21 protein-coding genes and 1 pseudogene are annotated in these 22,226 nt (G+C 60.6%); 14 read left to right on the top strand and 8 right to left on the bottom strand.

The features are described from left to right. Positions 1–60: 60 nt before the first annotated feature. A complete protein-coding gene (locus tag ACQ4OB_RS24420) occupies positions 61–1,437 on the bottom strand; it encodes an L-serine ammonia-lyase (protein ID WP_430956612.1) in 1,377 nt (458 codons plus the stop codon). Positions 1,438–1,572: 135 nt separating this feature from the next. Here ACQ4OB_RS24420 and ACQ4OB_RS24415 point away from each other — a divergent pair, with 135 nt between their 5' ends. The 8 genes from ACQ4OB_RS24415 (at position 1,573) to ACQ4OB_RS24380 (ending at position 9,718) form a co-directional block, all read left to right on the top strand. Then, a complete protein-coding gene (locus ACQ4OB_RS24415; RefSeq protein WP_074873856.1) occupies positions 1,573–2,520 on the top strand; it encodes a LysR substrate-binding domain-containing protein in 948 nt (315 codons plus the stop codon). Between the two features lie 213 nt (positions 2,521–2,733). Further along, a complete protein-coding gene (locus ACQ4OB_RS24410) occupies positions 2,734–3,141 on the top strand; it encodes an HPF/RaiA family ribosome-associated protein (protein WP_074873857.1) in 408 nt (135 codons plus the stop codon). Between the two features lie 202 nt (positions 3,142–3,343). Further along, complete coding sequence (locus ACQ4OB_RS24405) at positions 3,344–3,649, top strand: DUF3649 domain-containing protein (RefSeq protein ID WP_430956611.1); 306 nt, start codon at positions 3,344–3,346, stop codon at positions 3,647–3,649. Next, the gene (locus ACQ4OB_RS24400) at positions 3,646–5,226 is read left to right on the top strand and encodes a PepSY-associated TM helix domain-containing protein (protein WP_430956610.1); all 1,581 of its coding nucleotides are present in this window, start codon (positions 3,646–3,648) and stop codon (positions 5,224–5,226) included. The genes ACQ4OB_RS24405 and ACQ4OB_RS24400 overlap by 4 nt, the downstream gene beginning before the upstream one ends. Continuing rightward, positions 5,227–5,553, top strand: coding sequence for a DUF3325 domain-containing protein (locus ACQ4OB_RS24395; protein WP_430956609.1), 327 nt, complete (start codon positions 5,227–5,229; stop codon positions 5,551–5,553). A gap of 4 nt (positions 5,554–5,557) precedes the next feature. Further along, positions 5,558–6,121 (top strand): RNA polymerase sigma factor, encoded by a 564-nt coding sequence (locus ACQ4OB_RS24390; protein ID WP_156886700.1) that lies wholly within the window; start codon positions 5,558–5,560, stop codon positions 6,119–6,121. After that, on the top strand, positions 6,118–7,107 hold the full coding sequence (locus tag ACQ4OB_RS24385) for a FecR family protein (RefSeq protein ID WP_430956608.1): 990 nt from the start codon (positions 6,118–6,120) through the stop codon (positions 7,105–7,107). The genes ACQ4OB_RS24390 and ACQ4OB_RS24385 overlap by 4 nt, the downstream gene beginning before the upstream one ends. A gap of 181 nt (positions 7,108–7,288) precedes the next feature. Continuing rightward, entirely contained in the window at positions 7,289–9,718 is a 2,430-nt protein-coding gene (locus ACQ4OB_RS24380) for a TonB-dependent siderophore receptor (RefSeq protein WP_430956607.1), read from the top strand. Positions 9,719–9,835: 117 nt separating this feature from the next. On the opposite strand, the gene ACQ4OB_RS24375 is transcribed toward ACQ4OB_RS24380, so the two are convergent. After that, a complete protein-coding gene (locus ACQ4OB_RS24375; protein ID WP_430956606.1) occupies positions 9,836–10,711 on the bottom strand; it encodes a helix-turn-helix domain-containing protein in 876 nt (291 codons plus the stop codon). Between the two features lie 140 nt (positions 10,712–10,851). On the opposite strand from ACQ4OB_RS24375, the gene ACQ4OB_RS24370 reads away from it, so the two are divergent. Then, a complete protein-coding gene (locus tag ACQ4OB_RS24370) occupies positions 10,852–11,754 on the top strand; it encodes a DMT family transporter (protein ID WP_074873864.1) in 903 nt (300 codons plus the stop codon). 26 nt (positions 11,755–11,780) lie between these two features. Here the strand turns inward: ACQ4OB_RS24370 and ACQ4OB_RS24365 are convergent, their stop codons facing one another. The 3 genes from ACQ4OB_RS24365 to ACQ4OB_RS24355 all read right to left on the bottom strand — a co-directional run bounded on the left by ACQ4OB_RS24365 (position 11,781) and on the right by ACQ4OB_RS24355 (position 14,539). Further along, positions 11,781–12,290 carry a DUF2165 domain-containing protein gene (locus ACQ4OB_RS24365; protein ID WP_074873865.1) on the bottom strand — a complete coding sequence of 170 codons (510 nt, stop codon included), beginning with the start codon at positions 12,288–12,290 and terminating at the stop codon, positions 11,781–11,783. A 142-nt stretch (positions 12,291–12,432) separates the two neighbouring features. After that, on the bottom strand, positions 12,433–13,407 hold the full coding sequence (locus tag ACQ4OB_RS24360) for a 2-hydroxyacid dehydrogenase (RefSeq protein WP_102615040.1): 975 nt from the start codon (positions 13,405–13,407) through the stop codon (positions 12,433–12,435). Positions 13,408–13,570: 163 nt separating this feature from the next. After that, positions 13,571–14,539: a LysR family transcriptional regulator gene (locus ACQ4OB_RS24355; RefSeq protein WP_074873867.1), complete on the bottom strand. Its 969-nt coding sequence runs from the start codon at positions 14,537–14,539 to the stop codon at positions 13,571–13,573. A 181-nt stretch (positions 14,540–14,720) separates the two neighbouring features. Between ACQ4OB_RS24355 and ACQ4OB_RS24350 the strand changes: the two genes are divergently transcribed. From ACQ4OB_RS24350 to ACQ4OB_RS24335, 4 genes are all read left to right on the top strand, one after another. Continuing rightward, complete coding sequence (locus ACQ4OB_RS24350; protein WP_430956605.1) at positions 14,721–16,232, top strand: efflux transporter outer membrane subunit; 1,512 nt, start codon at positions 14,721–14,723, stop codon at positions 16,230–16,232. 154 nt (positions 16,233–16,386) lie between these two features. After that, entirely contained in the window at positions 16,387–18,567 is a 2,181-nt protein-coding gene (locus tag ACQ4OB_RS24345) for an FUSC family protein (protein WP_430956604.1), read from the top strand. Next, entirely contained in the window at positions 18,557–18,757 is a 201-nt protein-coding gene (locus tag ACQ4OB_RS24340; protein ID WP_074873870.1) for a DUF1656 domain-containing protein, read from the top strand. The genes ACQ4OB_RS24345 and ACQ4OB_RS24340 overlap by 11 nt, the downstream gene beginning before the upstream one ends. Before the next feature lie 7 nt (positions 18,758–18,764). Then, the gene (locus ACQ4OB_RS24335; RefSeq protein WP_008153497.1) at positions 18,765–19,613 is read left to right on the top strand and encodes an efflux RND transporter periplasmic adaptor subunit; all 849 of its coding nucleotides are present in this window, start codon (positions 18,765–18,767) and stop codon (positions 19,611–19,613) included. A gap of 148 nt (positions 19,614–19,761) precedes the next feature. Here ACQ4OB_RS24335 and ACQ4OB_RS24330 read toward each other — a convergent pair whose 3' ends face one another. The 3 genes from ACQ4OB_RS24330 to ACQ4OB_RS24320 form a co-directional block, all read right to left on the bottom strand. Beyond that, positions 19,762–20,160, bottom strand: a complete 399-nt coding sequence (locus ACQ4OB_RS24330) for a DUF4440 domain-containing protein (protein ID WP_102615036.1) — start codon at positions 20,158–20,160, stop codon at positions 19,762–19,764. 147 nt (positions 20,161–20,307) lie between these two features. Then, the gene (locus ACQ4OB_RS24325) at positions 20,308–21,132 is read right to left on the bottom strand and encodes an SDR family oxidoreductase (RefSeq protein WP_430956603.1); all 825 of its coding nucleotides are present in this window, start codon (positions 21,130–21,132) and stop codon (positions 20,308–20,310) included. Between the two features lie 30 nt (positions 21,133–21,162). Further along, the gene (locus tag ACQ4OB_RS24320) at positions 21,163–21,627 is read right to left on the bottom strand and encodes a multidrug transporter (RefSeq protein ID WP_102615034.1); all 465 of its coding nucleotides are present in this window, start codon (positions 21,625–21,627) and stop codon (positions 21,163–21,165) included. A 182-nt stretch (positions 21,628–21,809) separates the two neighbouring features. On the opposite strand from ACQ4OB_RS24320, the pseudogene ACQ4OB_RS24315 reads away from it, so the two are divergent. Continuing rightward, positions 21,810–22,226: pseudogene (locus tag ACQ4OB_RS24315) on the top strand (RHS repeat protein); the annotation flags it as partial.

Raw genomic sequence — 22,226 nt, 5'->3', positions numbered from 1 at the left:
CGTTTGGCCTCGTTATTGTTCTTGCTCGGGCTCACGTGTTACGGGCGTCGGGAATGCTCCTCAGCACTCCACCCAGCTGACAGCCAGGCCGCCCCGTGAAGTCTCTTTGTATTTGTCATGCATGTCGGCGCCGGTATCGCGCATGGTGCGGATGACCCGGTCCAGGGAAATGAAGTGTTTGCCGTCGCCGCGCAGGGCCATTTGCGTAGCGTTGATCGCCTTGACGGCAGCAATCGCATTGCGCTCGATGCACGGCACTTGCACCAGGCCGCCGACCGGGTCGCAGGTCAGGCCGAGGTTGTGCTCAAGGCCGATTTCGGCGGCGTTTTCCAGTTGCTCGGGCGTGGCGCCGAGTACGTCCGCCAGCCCGGCGGCGGCCATGGCGCAGGCGGAGCCGACTTCGCCCTGGCAGCCGACTTCGGCACCGGAGATGGACGCGTTTTTCTTGCAGAGAATTCCTACGGCCGCAGCGCCCAAGAAGAACGCGACGACGTCATCGTCCGACGCGTCCGGGTTGAATTTCATGTAGTAGTGCAGCACCGCCGGAATGATCCCCGCCGCGCCATTGGTCGGCGCCGTGACCATGCGCCCGCCCGCTGCGTTTTCTTCGTTCACGGCGAGGGCAAACAGGTTCACCCACTCCATGGCCGATAGCGTGGAGGTGATGACATTCGGCTTGCCGATTTCCAACAGGCTGCGGTGCAATTTCGCCGCGCGACGCGGAACATTCAGACCGCCGGGCAGGATGCCTTCATGGCGCAGCCCTTGCTCGACGCATTCACGCATCACCGACCAAATGTGCAGCAGGCCCTGACGGATTTCGGATTCGCTGCGCCAGGCCAGTTCATTGGCCATCATCAACTCGGAAACGCGCAGGCCGTGCAGGTTGCAGAGCTTGAGCAGCTCGGCGGCGCTGGAAAAATCGTACGGCAGCACCACATCGCTGGTGGGCGCGATACCGGACTCGGCTTCGGCCGCTTCAATGATGAAACCGCCACCGATCGAGTAGTACGTTTGCTCCGACAATTCACCGGTTTCGCCAAAGGCCGTCAGGGACATCGCATTGGGGTGGTAGGGCAGGCTCTCGTCGAGCAGCAGGAGGTCGGTTTGCCAGTTGAAGGCGATGGAGGTTTTGCCTGCCAGGGAGAGTTCGCCGGTTTCGCGCAGGGTCTGGATTCGGCTGTCGATGGACGTGGGATCGATGCTGTCCGGCCACTCGCCCATCAGGCCCATGACGCAGGCGCGGTCGGTGGCGTGACCGACGCCGGTCGCCGACAGCGAGCCATACAGTCGGATTTCTACGCGCCGTACGTCGGCCAGCAATTGTTGGTCAATCAGGGATTGGGCGAAGGTCGCGGCGGCGCGCATCGGGCCGACGGTGTGGGAACTGGACGGACCGATGCCGACTTTGAAGAGATCGAAAACACTGATAGCCATGCTAAAGCCTATACAAGCAATGGAAGAGAAATCGCTGCCATTTTTGTAGGACAAGCGCAATGTCGGCGATACTGCCTACCTCGGTCCTACGTGACCAACGAAACTTCCTAAGACAGCCTTTAGCAGGACTAAACAATGAGTCGCCAATTGCACGCCCAGACTTACGTCTGGCTGCACGTGTTTTCCTGTGCCGCGCGGCACTTGTCGTTCACCCGTTGCGCCGAAGAACTGCACATCACGCCGGGTGCGGTCAGCCAGCAAATCCGACAGCTGGAAGAGCGACTGGGCTTTCGCCTGTTTCATCGTCGCGCTCGCGGCGTGGAATTGAGCGCCGAAGGCCAGCGACTGGCCATCACCGTCAACGAGGCTTACGGCAGCATCGATGCGGAATTGCGACGACTGGATGCGGGCATGATCAGCGGCATCCTGCGGCTGCGTTCGATTCCATCGTTCCTGAGCAAATGGCTGACCCCAAGGTTGCCGCGCTTGCAGCAGCGCTTTCCGGACATTCAATTACGGCTGGTGGCCGAGGACAGCAGCGTGCCCTTGCACGAAGGCGACTTCGATTTGGCCATCGACCTGAATGACGGCAGCTATCCCGGTTTGTTATCCACAACCTTGCTCGACGAGCAGATCTTCCCGGTCTGTGCCCCAAGCCTGCTGCGTGGTCGGCCGCCGCTGCATGGTCCGGCGGACCTGGTGCATTTCCCGTTGCTGCACGACATTACCGCCTGGCGCGGCAGTTACGAGTACGCGGAATGGGAGTTTTACCTCAACGCCATCGGCTTCGAAGGTGCGGACGTGCGGCGCGGGCACACTTTCAATCGCAATCACCTGACCATCGAAGCGGCGATTGCCGGGATGGGCGTGGCGATTGCGCGGCGAACCTTGCTCAATGACGAGTTGGAGCGGGGGACGTTGATCGTGCCGTTTGGCCTGGCGGTACCCAATCACAAGCGTTACGTGCTGCTCTATGCGCCGGGGGCGCTGAGCCATCCGGGCGTGCGCGCGGTGCATGACTGGCTGGTGGAAGAGGCGGGGATATTTCGAAGCCTGCATCCGCTGGCGGAGCGGCAGATGTGAGCAATTGTGACAAAAGAGTCCGGCGACCCAACTCCCGACCTTAACAGCGCTTTTGCTCCTTGTCCGGCTTTTTTTGCGAATCAAAATTTATCTTTTTTTAGGGGTTGAATTGTTCTGCGCGCAGACCGATTGTGTAAGTAAGAGGTCACGGTGATGACGCCCAAGGGCCAGCCGATGTGCCTCTCGCGAGCTAGCTGAAATAAGGGATGAACTATGCAAATCCAAGTCAACAGCGATAACCATATTCAAAGCAGCATCCGACTGGAGGAGTGGGTACGTACTACCATTGAGAGCACGCTCGAACGTTATGAGGAGGACCTGACACGCGTCGAGGTTCATCTGCGGGACGAGAACGGCGACAAGCCCGGTCCCCATGACATGCGCTGTCAGCTGGAAGCGCGGCCAAAAGGCCACCAACCGATTTCTGTAACCCATAAAGCCGACTCCCTGGAACTGGCGATCGACGGGGCGGCCGAAAAACTTGAACATGCGCTTGAGCACCTGTTCGGCAAACTGCGGGGCAAACCACGTGCCGCTGTGGTGCCGTTCGAGAGAGTTGCAGCCGATGCGCTGCTGGAAGACGAGTTTCTCGAGAACGAACAGGCTGCTCAAAACGGCTGATATTTGATTAGGTTTTTACCTTCCACCACTGACAAACGGGTCTGCTTATGCAGGCCCGTTTTTGTTCGTGCTGACTGAACGTTGACTGCTGTAACAACGATCCCGTCGGATCTCTTTTGCACATGAGAATATTTATCATTAATATTGCGACCTTGTCGGCTCCGTGACATTCACGGGGTCTCACCCGTTTCAAGGTCGAAACATGAAAGGCAAAATCACTGCGCTCCCCGTTTCCTACCGACTGGCCGTCACTTCCCGAGTGTTGGCCGCTGTGCTGGGAGGGTACGTCGTCGCGGCATTGGCCAGTGTCACCCTGGCAATGTGGCTGCCCTTGGCTCGTAGTGAATCGGTGGTCACCGGGATGATGACCTCGTTTCTGGTCTATCTGGTCGCCGTACTCTGGTGTTTTGCCTGTCGCAGTGCGTGGCAAGCCTGGTTCGGGTTGATCGTGCCAAGCGTGGTTTTGGCGGCGGTGTCGGGGCTGGCGTTCTGGATGGGCCGCTCATGAAAGAGGGCTTTCGACAGGCCATGGCCTGGCTGCACACCTGGGCCGGGTTGATCTTCGGCTGGCTGTTGTTCGCGATTTTCCTTACCGGCACGCTCGCCTATTTCAAGGATGAGATCAGCCACTGGATGCAGCCGGAAATTCCCGCCCGCTCGCTGTCCTCCGAAGCCAGTCTGACCCTGGCCCAGCGTTATCTCGAGCAGCACGCCGCGGGAGCCTCGCGATGGCTCATCGATTTACCGGACGCTCGCGAACCCGGGCTGTCGGTGAGGTGGCAGCAAGCAGCGACCAAGCCCGGCACGCGCGGTCAATTCACCGAAAAACTCCTCGATCCGCAAACCGGTACAGAAGTGCAGGGCCGGGACACCCGCGGTGGCGAGTTCTTTTACCGCTTCCACTTTCAGCTGCAGATGCCCTATCCGTGGGGGCGCTGGCTGTCGACGATCGCCGCGATGGTGATGTTCGTCGCGCTGATCAGCGGGATCATCATCCACAAGAAAATCTTCAAGGACTTCTTCACCTTCCGTCCGCGCAAGGGCCAGCGCTCTTGGCTCGACGGGCACAATGCGGTGGGCGTTCTGGTGTTGCCGTTTCATCTGATGATCACCTACAGCAGCCTGGTGATTTTCATGGTGATGGTGATGCCGGCGAGCATCCTTGCCTCGTACGAAGGCGGTGTCGAGGCGTTTTACGATGAGGTGATTCCAGCGTCCAATCCGCCTGAAATGGCAGGCAAACCGGGTCAGTTGGCGCCGTTGTCCCCGCTGCTGGAACGGGCCAGCGAGCAGTGGGGGGGCGGGCGAACCGGGCGGCTGACGGTGAACAATCCGGGCGATGCGAATGCCTCGGTCATTCTTGCGCGGGACGGCGCCGACCGAGTGGTCCACGACTTTGGCAGCGCGTTGACATTCCATGGCGTGACCGGGCAATTGCTCGGCGCAACGCCGAAGCAAGCATTGCCCATGGCGATTGCCGGCAGTTTCTACGGCTTGCACATGGGCCATTTTGCCGGTCCGGTGTTGCGCTGGCTGTACTTCATCTGTGGGTTGGCTGGCACCGCGATGATCGGCACCGGGCTGGTGATCTGGCTCGGCAAGCGCCAGATCAAACATGCGAAGAGCGGTGTGATGCCGTTTGAGTTGCGGTTGGTGGAAGTGCTGAATATCGCCAGCATGTCGGGGTTGATGGTCGCGGTGGCGGCGTTCTTCTGGGCCAATCGATTGTTACCGGTAGGAATGGCCGGGCGGGCGGATTGGGAAGTGAACAGCTTCTTTGTCGTCTGGGGCTTGAGTGTGTTGCACGCCATGGTCCGCCGTGGTCGCGCCGCGTGGGTCGAACAGTTGGCGCTGACGGCGTTGCTGTTCTGTGCGCTGCCGCTGCTGAACGCGCTGACCACGCCGTATCACTTGGGCGTCACTCTGATGCAGGGCGATTGGGTCATGGCCGGTTTCGATCTGACGTGCCTGGGCAGCGGTCTGTTTTTCGCGTGGGCTGCGTGGAAAAAACAGCGCGCGGGGCAGGCTGGAATCGTCACCCGGCCGCGGGCGAAATCGATAGCGCTTGCGCAAGAGGCGCACTGAATGTTCCTGGCCTTGTTGCTGTGCTACGGCGGTTTCACCGCGCTCTGTTTATCGATGGATCGGCATCACGCTGAACTGCTGGGACGCAAGCCCTCGGCCCGTCGCCGCCAAGGGATGAAATTCAGTGGCTGGCTGTTGCTGGCGTTATCGCTGTGGGCCGCAGTGTCCTCGACGGGGTGGGGGCTTGGATTGGTGGAGTGGTTTGCGGTGTTGATGCTCAGCGCTTTGCTGCTGGTGTTGTTGATGCCGTATCGCCCGCGCCTGGCCCTGGCGTTGGCCGGGTTGAGCGTGCTCGCCAGCCCCGTCGCCGTGTTTGCGCAAGGCTGACCTGATGATCAGCAGCCCCCCGGAATCCCATGACGACGAACATCGCGGTGCGCGTGCGCATTTCCTGCAGGTGTTCCTTTCCCAGCGTTCGCAAATGGAAGCGCTGGTGAGCCGTCGTGTCGGGTGTCGGGCGACCGCCGCGGATTTGGTGCAGGATTTGTTCCTGCGTTTCTGGCGTCGGCCGCTGGTGCAGGTCGAAGAGCTCAGCACTTACCTGTTGCGGTGCGCCGGCAACATCGCCATCGATCATTTGCGCAGCGAAGGCACGCGGGTGCGGGTCAACGAGGGCTGGATGCCGGATCAACCCGACAGTCACGGCAGCGAACCGCAAGCGGCGCTAGAGGCGGGCAACGATTTGCGTCACGTCGAAGCGGCGTTGCGTGCGCTGCCTGAGCGCACCCGACAGATTTTTCTGCTCAACCGTATCCACGGGCGCAAATACGCCGAAATCGCCAAGGCCATGGGGTTGTCCCAAAGCGCCGTGGAAAAACATATGATGCGCGCCCTCGAGGCTTGCAAGGCCAGCCTGCGGGAACCCGAACCGCGCACGCCAGGGAAAGCACTGTGAACAGCACCGAACGCGTCATCCCGACGCCTGCTCAGGAACAGGCAGCCTTCGCCTGGCTGAGTCTGTTGCATGACCAGCCCAGCAGCGGCGATCAGGCCACCTTCAGCCATTGGCTACAGGCCGACCCTGCCCATGCCGAGGCTTACGCCCAGGCGCAAGTGGTGTGGGAGTTGACCGAAACACCGGCCCGAACGTTGGCCGACGAAGAGGCGTTTGCCTTGCAGGGTTACCTCAGCGCCATGAATCGCTCGCGCCGTACCCGCGTTCTGCGTTGGTCCGGTGCGTTGGCGATGGCCGCGTGCATGGTGTTGATGATCGGCGTCGGTGCTGGCTGGCAACCGTCGCGCTGGGTCGATGATCTGGGCGCGGACTATGTATCGGCGCCGGGGGAAATTCGCACCGTCACGCTGGCGGATCAGTCACACGTCACGCTTGATGCCGACAGCGCGATTGCGGTGGATTTCAGTCGTGGCGAGCGGCGGGTTGAGCTGCGGCGCGGCGCCGGATTTTTCAGCGTGACCCACACCGGCGAGCCGTTCGTGGTGGACGCTGAAAAAGGCCAGGCGCGGGTGCTGGGGACTCAGTTCGAAGTGCGTCTGCAACCGCACGGCGCGCAGGTCACGGTGTTGTCCGGGCGGGTGGGCGTGACGGCGGACAGGCACGCCGAACAACAAATTCTCAGCGCTGGCCAGCAAGTGGCCTATGGCGAGGGTTCGGCGCAAAAACTCCATGCAGTCGACAGCGAAGCGCAATTGGCGTGGCGTCAGGGATGGCTCAATTACTACAAGGCGACACTCGCTGAGGTGGTGCAAGACCTTGGGCGTTATTACCCGGGACGGATTGTGCTGCTCAACGATGAACTGGCGGCGCGGCGGGTCAGTGGCAGCTTTCCGAGCAAGGATCCGCAAGCAGTGTTGAGTTCGTTGCAAGGGGTGTTGGGGTTTGAGCAGCACAAGGTTTTGGGGCATCTGATTATTTTGCGTTAAGGCTGCTGGCCCCATCGCGAGCAGGCTCGCTCCCACAATTGACTACATTCCGCTGTGGGAACGAGCGAAGTGTTTTGAAAATAATTTCAAAATTCTGGTGAGGTAAACCCCGACGCCATCCGTGTAGTGACTGAAACTGCGAGTCATTCGCATTCCGTATGTTCTACACAGGTCATGAGCAATGAAGTCCAGGGCAAAATCGGGTTCGGTCAAACAATGGTTGGGTACGTGTGCCTTGAGCTTTTCGGCGTTGGCGTTGCTGCCGTTGACTGTGGCGGTGGCGGCTGAGGCTGGTAGTGCCCGACAGAGTGCGCCGTTCAGCTTTGCAATGGCAGCCAAACCGTTGCCCCAGGCCTTGAGCGACTTCAGCCGGATCACCGGGATCAGCGTGGTCTACACCGATGAGGCGCCGTACGGCATCAACGCTCCAGCGCTCAGCGGGCAGATGAGTGCCGAGCAGGCGATGCAGCATTTGCTCAGCGGTTCGGGGTTCACCTTCCGTCGCACTGACGGCCACACCTTGGCGCTGGAGCCGTTGCCCACCGATGGCGCCTTGAACCTAGGCGCGACCACCATCACCTCGGTGGCCGATCAGTCCATGAGCTATCAGCCACCGCCCACCAGTTCGGTGATGCGCTCGTCGGCCTTGATCCAGGAAATCCCCCAGACCGTCAACGTGGTTCCGGCGCAAGTCATTCGCGATCAGGCGCCGCGCAATCTGGATGACGCGCTGGCCAACGTCAGCGGCATTACTCAAGGCAACACGCTGGCGAGCACTCAGGACTCGGTGATGACTCGCGGTTTCGGTGACAACCGCAACGGCTCGATCATGCGCGACGGCATGCCGATCGTGCAGGGCCGTGGCATGAATGCGACCGTGGACCGGGTCGAAGTGCTCAAGGGCCCGGCCTCGCTTCTTTATGGCATCCAGGACCCGGGCGGCGTGGTCAACATGGTCAGCAAAAAGCCCGAACTTGAGCAGTACAACGCGTTGACCCTGCGTGGCTCGACCTATGGCGACGGCAAAAACGGCAGCGGTGGCGGCCTCGACAGCACCGGTGCGCTGGGTGAATCAGGGTTGGCCTATCGCATGATCCTGGACCACGAAGACGAAGATTACTGGCGCAACTTCGGTACTCACCGCGAGACATTGGTCGCACCGTCACTGGCCTGGTTCGGCGAAAGCACCAAACTGCTGTTCGCCTACGAACACCGCGAGTTCCTGACCCCGTTCGACCGCGGCACGATCATCGACCCGCGTGATAACCATCCGCTGGACATCTCCCGCGAACGTCGTCTCGACGAGCCCTTCAACAACATGGAAGGCCGCTCGGACCTCTATCACTTCGAGGCCGATCACGAGTTCAACGACAACTGGAAAGCTCACTTCGGCTACAGCTGGAACCGCGAAACCTACGACGCCAGCCAGGTGCGCATCACCGCCATCGACACCAAAAAGGGCACGTTGACCCGCAGCATGGACGGCACTCAGAACGCGATCAGCACCGACCGCTTCACCACCGCCAGCCTGGAAGGCAATGTCCAGCTCGCAGGGATGAAACATGACCTGGTGTTCGGCGTCGATGATGAATACCGCAAGATCTACCGCGAAGACCTGATCCGTCAGAAAAGCCTGAGCACCTTCAGTTACCTCAACCCGGTTTACGGCCGCGAAGTCGCCGGCACCACGGTCAGCCCGGCCGACAGCGCGCAGACCGACAAATTGCGCAGCGATTCGGTGTTTTTGCAGGACTCGATTCACCTGACCGATCAATGGATTTTCGTCGCCGGCGCGCGCTTCCAGGAATACGACCAGTACGCCGGCAAAGGCGTACCGTTCAAGGCCAACACTGACAGCAACGGCCAGAAATGGGTGCCTCGCGCCGGCCTGGTGTACCGCTACACCGATGAACTGTCGTTCTATGGCAGCTACACCGAGTCGTTCAAACCCAACTCGACCATCGCACCGTTGAGCGGCAGCAGCACCGTGCTGGACGGCAGCGTCGCGCCGGAAGAAGCCAAGTCCTGGGAAATCGGCGCCAAGCTCGACATGCCGGGCCGCGTCACCGGTAACGTCGCGCTGTTCGACATCAAGAAACGCAACGTGCTGGTGGCTAATTCCGAAGGCCCGGTGACGATCTACAGCGCCGCCGGTGAAGTGCGTTCCCGAGGGCTGGAAGTGGACTTGAGCGGTCAGTTGAGTGATCGCTGGAGCATGATCGGCAGCTATGCCTACACCGATGCCGAAGTCACGGAAGACCCGATCTACAAAGGCAAGAAACTGCAAAACGTAGCGAAGAACAGTGGCTCGCTGTCGGCGGTTTATGACTTCGGCACTATCGTCGGTGGCGATCAGCTGCGGGTTGGCGCGGGCGCGCGCTATGTCGGTGAGCGAGCGGGTAACGCGGTGAACGATTTCGACCTGCCGAGCTACACCGTGGCCGATGCGTTCGCAACCTACGACACCAAAGTCGAGGGGCAGAAGGTCAAGTTCCAACTCAACGTGAAGAACCTGTTTGACCGCACTTACTACACCTCGGCGGCGAGCCGGTTCTTTGTGTCGATGGGGGATTCGCGGCAGATCTCCTTGTCGAGCACGTTGGAGTTCTGACCGCAGACCGCGTCATCGTTCATCGCGAGCAGGCTCACTCCTACATGGGAATGCATTCCAAATGTGGGAGTGAGCCTGCTCGCGATGGCGGCATCCCAGATACTGAAGACTTCAGGCCTACCGCAAAAACGCCTGCCGATACTCCCCAGGCGTTCCCCCCAATGCCTGCCGAAACCGATTGGTGAAATGACTCGCACTGGCAAACCCGCACGCCAGTGCAATTTCCCCCAATGGCTGCGACGTTGAACGCAACAACTCCCGCGCCCGGCTCAGTCGCCGCGACAACACATACTGATGCGGCGGCAAGCCAAAACTCTCGCGAAACATCCGCGCAAAGTGGTATTCGGATAACGCACACAACGCCGCCAACTGCCCCAGGCTGATGGCCTCGGCCAATTGGTTGTCGATGAACTCCACCAACTGCCGCCGCTGATGCGCAGCCAATCCGCCTTTCAGCCGCAAGCCCTCACGCATCCCGACCTGGCCGAGCAGGACGTGGCTGAGCATTTCATGGGCCAGGCTGCTGGTGAGCATGCGTTCGCCGGGCTCGTTCCAGTTGAGTGTGAGCATTTGCCGAAAGCGCCGGGCTTGTGCCGGGTCGTCCAGAAAGGTCGCTTCGCGCAGCTGCAGTTCGCGAGGTTCGCGGTCAAGCAGCGTGACGCAACCGAGGGCGAATTGTTCGGGGCTGAAATACACGTGGGCCAGGCGTATGTCGCCGTTGATCACCCAACCCGATTGATGCTCGGCCGGCAGGATGCACAGCTTGTCCGGGCCGCCCTTGGTGCCGGGCTGGTCGCGGCGAAAAGTGCCGGTGCCGCCGGCGATGTAGCAGGACAGGGTGTGATGACTCGGCGCTTCGTAATCCTGGGCGTCGTGATGGTTGCTCCACAAGGCTGCAGCCATGCCGTCACCGAGCTCGGCGCTGTGCTCGAGGCGAGCATTGGGCGAGCGGTTGAGGGCTTGAAAGACTTGCAGGGTTTCCAGTGCAGGCATGATGGCTTCTCGTTGACGCCTTGCATCCTACTCCGTAGCCGTTCGGCTGCCAGCCTGTGGCCCGACAAAAGCGCAAGTTTATGCAAGTGCGAAAGGCTTTGGCGCAGGACACTGAAGGCCTATTCAGGAGAGTCTTTGCCATGAACCTTTCGTTGTATCTGCTGACCGTGCTGATCTGGGGCACCACCTGGATTGCCTTGAAATGGCAACTGGGCGTGGTGGCGATTCCGGTGTCGATCGTTTATCGCTTCGGCCTCGCAGCGTTGGTGCTGTTCGTGATGCTACTGCTCAGTCGCCGCCTGCAAGTGATGAACCGTCGCGGGCACCTGATCTGTCTGGCGCAGGGGTTGTGCCTGTTCTGCATCAATTTCATGTGTTTCCTGACGGCCAGCCAGTGGATCCCCAGTGGTCTGGTCGCGGTGGTGTTTTCCACCGCCACGTTGTGGAACGCACTCAATGCGCGCGTGTTCTTCGGCCAGAAAGTCGCGCGCAATGTGCTGATGGGCGGTGCGCTGGGGCTGCTTGGGCTTGGCCTGTTGTTCTGGCCTGAGGTGGCGGGCCACACCGCGAGCCCGCAAACCTTGCTCGGGTTGGGCCTGGCGTTGCTCGGGACACTGTGCTTCTCGGCGGGCAACATGCTGTCGAGCCTGCAACAGAAAGCCGGGCTCAAACCGCTGACCACCAACGCCTGGGGCATGGCTTATGGCGCGGCCATGTTGTCGGTGTGGTGCCTGGTCAAAGGCATTCCGTTCGACATGGAATGGAATGCGCGCTACATCGGCTCGCTGCTGTACCTGGTGATTCCGGGTTCGGTGATCGGTTTCACGGCCTACCTGACGTTGGTCGGGCGGATGGGGCCCGAGCGCGCCGCCTATTGCACCGTACTGTTCCCCGTTGTGGCGCTGAACGTGTCGGCGTTTGCCGAAGGCTATCAATGGACCGCGCCCGCCTTGGTGGGTTTGGTACTGGTGATGCTGGGCAATGTGCTGGTGTTTCGTAAGCCCAGGGTGCCGATGGTGCAGGGCAACGGCAAACTCGCGTAAAGGTTCGGGTGGAGCGTTGAGGCAGCTCAGCGCTCGGTCTTGAGCGCGACGAATATCAGCAATGGAAGTAGGAAATCAACTATATGCCGAGCCCAGTCCTTGGCGTTCCAAACTTGTGAGGTGTCCATGTTGAACCATTCGACTCCGATAACCTGCAGGCAAACGTAATAGACAAAAATACCAATCATTAAACCAATGAGTGAAAACTTTTTTGCCTCGTGAAATTCTTCCGCAGATCCGTTTATTTGTCGATAAAGATGAAAGGCGCCTATCAGGCAATAGGTTGTGAAGGTAACTTCCAAGGTAATAATTAACCAGTAAATTCGGTGGTGAAGCATGGGCGAGGTGATTGCCCTGTAACTCAGTCTGGGGTTGCTCCGGGTGGTGTCCATGCTTAGCACGTGGCCGACGTATTCATAGTTTGATGCGTAGTCGGTGAAGTTGCTGTACATCACTAGCAGGCCAAAAAAGCTTATATAGATAATTAGCAGGATTTTTATATATCTGATGAGCTTGTCGGTTGTAAGGTTGTTCAAGCTTGTGTTCTCCGTCACTGTTTTCCGTTGAGTCGGATAAGTAGCGGGGAGTTTATAGTGCTTAACTGTTTTACGTGGATTGACTGAATTGCAAGTTGTGTAAACCAGTGGGCAGACGTTTAAAAACATCTGCCCGTATTGATCAACCTTTCCACACTTGCGGGTTCACCAGATCTTGTGGTCGCTCACCCAGCAAAGCGCTGCGCAAGTTAGCCAAGGCACGGTTGGCCATGGCTTCGCGGGTTTCATGAGTGGCCGAGCCGATGTGCGGCAATGTCACCGCGTTTTTCAGTTGGAACAGAGGGGACTCAGCCAGCGGTTCTTTCTCGTAAACGTCCAGCCCGGCGCCACGAATCCGGTTGTTTTGCAGGGCTTCGATCAGGGCGGGTTCGTCCACCACCGGGCCGCGGGCAATGTTCACCAAAATCGCGCCGGGTTTCATCAATGCCAGTTCACGATGGCTGATCAGGTGTCTGGTTTTTTCGCTGAGCGGCACCACCAGGCAGACGAAATCAGCTTCGGCCAGCAGTTGATCCAGGCTGCGCATCTGCGCGCCGAGTTCTTGCTCCAGTTCGGTCTTGCGGCTGTTGCCGCTGTAGAGGATCGGCATGTTGAAGCCCAGCCGCCCGCGACGGGCGATGGCCGCACCGATGTTGCCCATGCCGACGATGCCCAGGGTCTTGCCGTGTACATCGCAGCCGAACAACGGCGCACCTACGGTGGCTTGCCACTGGCCAGCCTTGGTCCAGGCGTCCAGTTCGGCGACGCGGCGGGCGCTGCTCATCAGCAGGGCGAAGGCCAGGTCGGCAGTGCTTTCGGTGAGGACGTCGGGGGTGTTGGTAAGCATGATCCCGCGTTCGTTGAAGTAGGCGACGTCGTAGTTGTCGTAGCCGACCGAGACGCTGGAGACGACTTCCAGTTTGGCGGCGTTTTCCAACTGTGCGCGACCGAGTTTGCGACCGACGCCGATCAGGCCATGGGCGTGGGGCAGGGCTTCGTTGAACTGGGCGTTGATGTCGCCGTTTTTTGGGTTTGGCACGATAACGTCGAAGTCTTGTTGCAGGCGTTCGACCATTTCCGGGGTGACGCGGCTGAAGGCGAGGACGGTCTTTTTCATGGGAGGAGGGCTCTCGGGCGCAGGTGAATGCCAAGCACGCTAACATTCTTCCGAGCTTTTATGCGAGTGCCCGGATTGCCGGGTGTACGCCGCTGTGACGCGGAGCGTCACGGGATGCATTCCCACGCAGAGCGTGGGAACGATCGATCGGTTGGGCTGGAAATCAGTTCGCCACCCGAACCCCGCCCATGCTCCCGCTCAACTCATACGCCACCAATTCCGCCTGATGTGCCGCCAATATCTCCGGCAAGGAGCCGCGCAAATACTCGACCCACGTTTTAATCTTCGCGTCCAGATACTGCCGCGACGGGTAGATCGCATACAGATTCAATTCCTGCGACCGGTAGTTCGGCATCACCCGCACCAGCGTACCGTTGCGCAACCCTTCAATCGCGGCATACACCGGCAACACTCCAACCCCCATGCCGCTGATGATCGCTGTCTTCATCGCGTCGGCGGAGTTCACCAGAAACGGTGAGCTATTGATCGTCACCATTTCCTGGCCTTCGGGGCCGTCGAAGGTCCATTTCTCCAGCGGAATCACCGGGCTCACCAGACGCAGGCACGCGTGGTTCAGCAAATCGCTGGGCTTGTGCGCGCAGCCGTTGGCTTTTACATACGCGGGCGAGGCGCAAACGATGCTGTAGGTGATGCCCAAGCGCTGGGAGACGAAGCCCGAGTCCGGCAGTTCGCTGGCGAGCACGATGGACACGTCGTAGCCCTCGTCCAGCAGATCCGGCACGCGGTTGGCCATGGTCAGGTCGAAGGTCACGTCCGGGTGGGTTTTGCGATAGCGGGCGATGGCGTCGATCACGAAGTGCTGACCGATGCCGGTCATGGTATGCACCTTAAGCTGCCCGGCCGGGCGAGCGTGGGCGTCGCTGGCTTCGGCTTCGGCTTCTTCGACGTAGGCGAGGATCTGCTCGCAGCGCAATAAGTAGCGCTTGCCGGCCTCGGTCAGGGCGATACGGCGGGTGGTGCGGTTGAGCAGGCGGGTTTGCAGGTGGGCTTCCAGGTTGGAGACCGCGCGCGAAACGTTGGCCGTGGTGGTGTCGAGTTGCACGGCGGCGGCGGTGAAGCTGCCGGCCTCGGCCACGTAACTGAAGGCGCGCATGTTTTGCAAAGTGTCCATGGGGTGCTCTCGGAGGCGATGGCAAATTGTGACACGAAGTTTCAGGGTCTGAGACCCCGACTAACGGATTATCGCGTTAACGGTAACAAAGATTCACAGGATTCCCAGCTTATCGCCAACAAGGCCGCCCCCTAGAATTGCCCACCTCAGGAACAACTCCCCACCTCAGGAAATCGCAGCAGTGCCGCGTCGCATCAACAGAGCGCTTCAGACGCTCAGTGTTTTGGCTTTAACCCTGACAATCAGCGGCTGCATCGGTACCGGAGGTATTGCCCCGCAGGGTAAGGCGCTGGAGGCCGATTCATTGGCCACCGACGAAGCCATCCAGAACGCCGAACAAGACGCTCACTGGCCCACCGCGCAATGGTGGCAGGCCTATGGCGACCCGCAATTGAACCGCTGGATCGACCTTGCGCTGCAAGGCAGCCCGACCATGGCCATGGCGGCGGCGCGAGTGCGCCAGGCCAAATCCATGGCCGGGATCGCCGAGTCCGCCGAGTCGCTACAGATCAATGGCCAATCCACGCTCAAACGCCACAACTGGCCCACCGATCAGTTCTACGGGCCGGGCGAGTTGGCCAACACCACCACCTGGGACAACAACGCCGCGCTGGGCTTCAGCTACGCCCTCGATCTTTGGGGGCGCGAAAGCAACGCCACCGAGCGCGCCGTCGATATGGCTCACATGACGGCCGCCGAAGCACGGCTGGCGCAGCTCGAATTGCAGAACAACATAGTGCGCGCCTACATCGAGCTGTCGTTGCATTACGCGCAACGGGACATCGTCAAGGCGACCCTGAATCAGCAGCAGCAAATTCTCGACCTCGCGCAGAAGCGCCTGAGCGGTGGCATCGGCACCCATTTCGAAGTCAGTCAGGCTGAAACGCCGCTGCCGGAAACCCACCGCCAAATCGATGCACTGGACGAAGAAATCGCCCTGAGTCGCAACCAGCTCGCGGCCCTTGCCGGCAAAGGTCCGGGGGAGGGCGCGCAATTGCAGCGGCCAACGTTGTCGTTAGGCGCCGCGCTGAAACTGCCGTCGTCGTTGCCCGCGCAGTTGCTCGGTCAACGCCCGGACGTGGTCGCCAGTCGCTGGCAAGTGGCGGCCCAGGCTCGGGGCATTGATGTCGCTCATGCTGGTTTCTACCCCAACGTCGACCTGGTCGGCAGCCTCGGCTACATGGCCACCGGCGGTGGAGCGCTGGAGTTTTTGACCGGCAAGAAGCTCAACTACAGCGTCGGCCCGGCGATCTCGTTGCCGATCTTCGACGGCGGCCGCTTGCGCTCGGAGCTGGGCGAAGCCTCGGCGGGTTACGACATCGCCGTGGCCCGGTACAACCAGACGCTGGTCAACGCGCTGAAAAACATCTCCGACCAGTTGATCCGCCGCGAATCCATGGACAAGCAGCAAACCTTCGCCGCCGAGTCGGTGGCCACGGCCCAGAAGACTTACGACATCGCGATGATCGCCTACCAGCGCGGGCTCACCGACTACCTCAACGTGCTCAACGCCCAGACGTTGTTGTTCAAACAGCAGCAGGTTCAGCAGCAGGTGCAGGCGGCGCGCCTCGGTGCTCATGCTGAGCTGGTGACGGCACTCGGCGGCGGATTGGGTGCGGGTGACGACGTGCCGAAAGACAGCCAGACCCTGGCGCCGAAAACCCCGGCCCTGCTTAAGAGCCTCTCGAATTGAACACAAAACCTGTGGGAGTGAGCCTGCTCGCGATAGCGGTGTGTCAGTCAATGATGATGTCGCCTGACACACCGCAATCGCGAGCAGGTCGAATCGTCGCACCGTCGCTCCCACTGGTGCCGCGCCCGGTCTTAATTTCAATGAGCAGGATTCCATGACTCCCTTGCCCGCACCTTTGCGCTGGCTGTATTCCCTTGAATGGCGCCGGGGTTTTTTCGACTGGGCGCGCAGTGATGGCGTGACCTGGGTCTATATTTTCAAGGTGCTGTTCGCCGCGTTTCTGACGCTGTGGCTGGCCATGCGCCTGGAGTTGCCGCAACCGCGGACGGCGATGATTACCGTGTTCATCGTCATGCAGCCGCAAAGCGGTCACGTGTTGGCCAAGAGTTTCTATCGCTTCCTGGGGACATTGGCCGGCTCGGCGGTGATGGTCGCGCTGATTGCCTTGTTTGCGCAAAACACCGAGTTGTTCCTCGGTTCGCTGGCGATCTGGGTCGGCATCTGTTCGGCGGGCGCGGCGCGCTATCGCAACTTCCGCGCCTATGGTTTTGTGCTCGCCGGGTACACCGCCGCGATGGTCGGTTTGCCCGCATTGGCGCACCCGGACGGCGCGTTCATGGCCGCCGTCTGGCGGGTGCTGGAAATCTCCCTGGGAATTATCTGCTCCACGCTGGTCAGCGCCGCGATCCTGCCGCAATCCGCCAGTGCCGCCATGCGCAACGCCTTGTATCAGCGCTTCGGGGTGTTCGCGCTATTCGTCACGGATGGCTTGCGCGGTCGCAGTAAACGGGAGGCCTTCGAGGCGAGCAACGTGCGCTTCATCGCCGAGGCCGTCGGGCTGGAAGGGTTGCGCAGCGTCACCGTGTTCGAAGACCCGCACATGCGTCGGCGCAACGGTCGGCTCAGCCGCTTGAACAGCGAGTTCATGGGTGTCACCACGCGCTTCAATGCCTTGCACCAGTTGCTCGAACGCCTGCGCAGCAGTGAGGCGGATCACGTGGTGACGGCGATCAAGCCGGGTTTGCAGGACCTCGCCGAACTGCTCGATGGCTTCAGCGGCCGTGCCCTGACCGACGCCGATGCGAGCCGTCTGGTCATCGCGCTGACCGCCTATAAAGAAGGTCTGCCGGCGCGGGTTCGCAGCTTGCGAGCGGTTTTTCAGGAGAGCGCCCCGAGCGACACCGAGCAGCTGGATTTTCATACCGCGTATGAACTGCTCTATCGCTTCGTCGACGATTTGTACAGTTATGCTCAGACCCACGCGTCGCTGGCCGATCACAGCCACGCGCGCGAGCAATGGGATGAGCCGTTCACTCCGCAAACCAACTGGATGGCGTCGGCCGCCTCGGGGATTCGCGCGGCATTCATTCTGGTGGTTCTGGGCAGCTATTGGGTCGCCACCGCGTGGCCGAGCGGGGCGACGATGACCCTGATCGCCGCCGCGACCGTGGGCCTTTCGGCGGCGACGCCGAACCCAAAACGCATGGCCTTTCAGATGGCTTGCGGGACGTTCCTTGGGGCATTGATCGGTTTCGTCGAGATGTTTTTCATCTTCCCGTGGATCGACGGTTTTCCATTGCTTTGCGTGATGCTCGCGCCGGTGATCGTGCTCGGTTCGTTTCTCACTTCGCGGCCGCAATACGCCGGTGTCGGTCTCGGTTTGCTGATTTTCTTCAGCACCGGTTCGGTACCGGACAACCTCACTGTTTACAACCCTTACGCCTTTATCAACGACTACATCGCCATGGTGCTCGGCATGCTGGTATGCGCGGCGGCCGGGGCGATCATTCTGCCGCCCAACAGCCGCTGGTTGTGGCGTCGGCTGGAGCAGGATTTACGCGGGCAAGTGGTGTACGCCATCAGCGGCAAACTAAAAGGGTTGGCGTCGAGTTTCGAAAGCCGCACCCGTGACCTGCTGCATCAGGCCTACGGTCTCGCCACAGGGCAGCCGCAGGTGCAACGGGACTTGCTGCGCTGGATGTTCGTGGTGCTGGAAGTCGGCCACGCGATCATCGAATTGCGCAAGGAACAAGCGATCCTGCCGGTGCATCCGGCCTATGCCGAATCGCAGCCGTGGCGTCAGGCGATCCGGGTGATGGGGCGCTCGCTGGTGCGGCTGTTTCTGCAACCGAGCCAGAGCAATCTGGAGCGTGGATTGATCGCCGTCGATCATGCGATCAGCCGCGTGCAAGCCACCGACGAACCTTTCGCGCCGCACTTCGACACCTCGGCCCTGCGTCGGGTGAAGAGCTATTTGCACTTCATCCGCACTTCGTTGCTGGACCCGCAATCACCGCTCGCCGCTTATGCCAAAGGACTTGAACATGCCTCGTGAAATTGCCTTCCACGGCGTGTACATGCCGACCATGACCCTGATGTTTTTCATCGCGGCAGCGCTGGCCTGGGCATTCGACCGGTTCCTGTCCGGGTTTGATCTGTACCGCTTCTTCTGGCACCCGGCGCTGCTGCGCCTGAGCCTGTTTACCTGTCTGTTCGGCGCCCTGGCGCTGACTGTTTACCGTTGAGGCCCTGATGAAAAAGCTTTTCAGCCTGCTCGCCACTTTATTGGTGCTGGCCCTTGCGATGTGGATCGGCCGGACCCTGTGGGTGCATTACATGGACACGCCATGGACCCGCGACGGCCGGGTGCGCGCCGACATCATCAACGTCGCCGCTGACGTCACCGGGGAAGTGGTGGACGTGCCGGTACGCGACAACCAACAGGTGAAGAAGGGCGATTTGCTGATGCGGATCGACCCCGAGCACTACCGCATCGCGGTCAAGCAGGCGCAGGCGCTGGTAGCCTCGCGCAAGTCGACCTGGGAAATGCGCAAGGTCAACGCTCACCGCCGCGCCGACATGGACAACCTGGTGATCTCCAGGGAAAACCGCGACGACGCCAGCAACATCGCCGACTCGGCCCTGGCCGATTACCAGCATGCCCAGGCACAGCTCGAAGCCGCCGAACTCAACCTCAAACGCACCGAGGTCCGCGCAGCGGTGGACGGTTATGTGACCAACCTCAATGTGCATCGCGGCGACTACGCGCGCATCGGCGAAGCGAAAATGGCCGTGGTCGACATGAACTCGTTCTGGGTCTACGGCTTCTTCGAAGAAACCAAATTGCCCCACGTGCGGGTCGGCGATAAAGCCGACATGCAACTGATGAGCGGGGAAGTGTTGAAGGGGCATGTGGAAAGCATTTCTCGCGGTATCTACGACCGTGATAACCCGGAAAGTCGCGAGCTGATTGCCGATGTGAACCCGACCTTTAACTGGGTGCGTCTGGCGCAACGGGTGCCGGTGCGGATTCACATAGATGAAGTGCCGGAGGGGGTGCTGTTGGCGGCGGGGATTACTTGCACCGTTGTAGTTAACTGACTGTAAGACCGAGTCGCCTGCATCGCGAGCAGGCTCACTCCCACATTGACCGAGTTCGAATGCAGATTTTGTGAACGACGCCACCCCTTGTGGGAGTGAGCCTGCTCGCGATGAAGGCGACTCGGTCCCACTGACAGATAGCGGCAGTTCAGCCCTTGCAAAACGTCTCATGCAAATGCCGCCAAACCACCTTGCCATCCGCCTGTTTCTCAAACACCACCGTCGACCGCCGGTCAGAATGCAGACCGGTTGCATCCGTCTGCTGCTCGCGATAACTCACCGTTGCACCACCGTCGTACAGCGCGATGCCACGCAACTCGCTGAGCTCGATTCTGAACCCGAGCTTCTTGCCGCCCGCCATCAAGAACAATTCGCTCAACGCGTCGAAATCCAGCACCCGGCCCAACGGCGAGACCATGGAAAACTGCGGCGAAAAACGCATCAGCAATTGTTCAAGCGCCGGCTCGTCCTGTTCCTCGGCCAGCCATTGCTCGATGGCGACGTGGGCTTGGATCACTTCGTCGAAGTATTCGGTGTAGTCGGTCATGGACATGTTTCCTGAAATTTTCTGCGTGGGTTCTGACGCCATCGCGAGCAGGCTCGCTCCCACAGGGTTCTGCTGCGTGGCATAAATTGTATTCACACCAAAGATCCCGGTGGGAGCGAGACTGCTCGCGATGGCGTCGACTCGGTCTCAGAGTTGCCCGCGCAACCCGAACCGCTTCATCAACCCCGCCTCCAGCAGCCCTTTAGGCAACAACCCCGCCAGCAACGGTAACGCCCGACTGCCATTGCCCAGACGAATCAGGCGCGGCGGTTTGCTTTGCTGCACGGCCTTGAGCAAACCGGCGGCAAATTCACTGGCCGGGGTCGGGTTGTCCTGGGAGGCCTTGGCCCGTGCGCGAATGCCGTCACGCAGCGGAAACCACGGTGATTGTTCGGTAATCAGTTGCTCCGCCTCATGGCCGGCATTCGTGGCAAAACTCGAGGCGATGGCGCCCGGCTGAACTTCCATGACCCGCACGCCAAACGGCGCCAGTTCCATGCGCAAGGCATCGGTCAAGGCGTGCACTGCCGCTTTCGAGGCGCAGTAGGCACCGGCAAATGGCGTGACCAAAACCCCGGACACGCTGCCGATGTTCACCACCAGGCCCTTGGCGCGACGCAGCACCGGGAACAGGGCGCGGGTGACGCCGACGATGGCGAACACATTGGTTTCGAATTGCCGCTGCATGGCCGGCACACCGCCGTCGAGCAACGGCCCCATGGCGCCGTAACCGGCATTGTTGATCAGCACATCGAGGCCGCCATGTTGCTGGTTGATGCGCTCGCTCAAGTGTTCGAGTGCAGCGCCGTCGTTGACGTCCAGTTGCACGGCGGTAAAACCGGCAGCGGCCAGCGCCGCCACGTCTTCAGCCTTGCGGGCACTGGCCCAGACGTCGTATCCGGCATTTTTGAAAACATCGGCGAGGGCGCGGCCAATGCCGCTGGAACAACCGGTAATCAACGCAACGGGCATGGCGCGGTCCTTGTGCAAAGAGAAAGAGAATTAGTCGGAGAAACTACCCTGCAAACGCTCGGCGCGAAACTCCAGTGTTTGCGGGCGATAGCCAGGGCGCAGCGGCGGCAGCGGCAAACAGTCTTCCCAGTTCGCGCCGGCCTGCAATTCGCCGGGGCCGCGATAGCGCGGGGCGGCGTATTGATTGTCGGCCAGGTTGACCGTGTCGCCCGGCGCATACGCGGCGACGCGCCAGCGTAACTCGGTCAGCGGCACGTCGTTGCCGTTGTTCATTGTCAGATGCAACGGCCGGTCCGCCGGGCAGCGTTCGGGCGCGTAGGCGATACGCAACTCCAGGCGCGCCAGTTGCTTGACCTCGCGGTTGTCCATCCAGATCACCCACATTGCCACCACACCCAATCCGATGGCTGCCGCCACAGAGACCGGCAACGCCTTGGTCGGGTAGCGCAGCAACAAAATCAGCCAGGTGATAACCAGCAGGACGCCGATGAACATGTTTGAACGCTCCTTGAACTCATGACCACCATCCTACCGAAGGGCTGAAGGAATGGACATTCGCCGATCAAGGTCCGTTGCCGTTGGTCGGCACTGTAATTTCTGACAGTAGCCTGACCTGCCCACGAACGGTTAGATGACTGCTGACAAACAGGGACGCGACCGGCATGCAGGCCTCGACGATGGGAATGCACCACCAAACACCCGGATTGTCCGTTGTCGACCCGCGTGGTCTGCCGATCCGTTCGGTTGATTATTGGCGTGAGGTCGAAGGTGATCCCACGCAGGCACGCATCAATCGCACCTTTCACGATGCCGCAGGCCGTGCGGTTGAACAGTGGGATCCTCGGCTTTGGGCGCTGCCAGAAGAAGATCCGCTGAGGTGTGCCAACCTCACGACGGTGTTTTCGCTGGCGGGTAACGCGCTGTTCACTGACAGTGTCGATGCCGGTTGGCAGCTCAATTTGCCAGGTCTGGGCAATGAAGTGTTGCAGGGGTGGGACAGCCGAGGTGCCGGACGTGAGGTCGAATACGATGACTTGCTTCGTCCGTTGGTGGTGTTCGAACAGGGCACGACCGAGCCGCGAAGGGCGGTTGAA

Origin of the sequence: Pseudomonas sp. ES4 (assembly GCF_050586665.1) — a bacterium.
In the GTDB taxonomy this organism is placed as follows: domain Bacteria; phylum Pseudomonadota; class Gammaproteobacteria; order Pseudomonadales; family Pseudomonadaceae; genus Aquipseudomonas; species Aquipseudomonas frederiksbergensis.
Note: the sequence above shows the minus strand (reverse complement) of the source record. Positions and strands in the feature narration are given on the sequence as shown.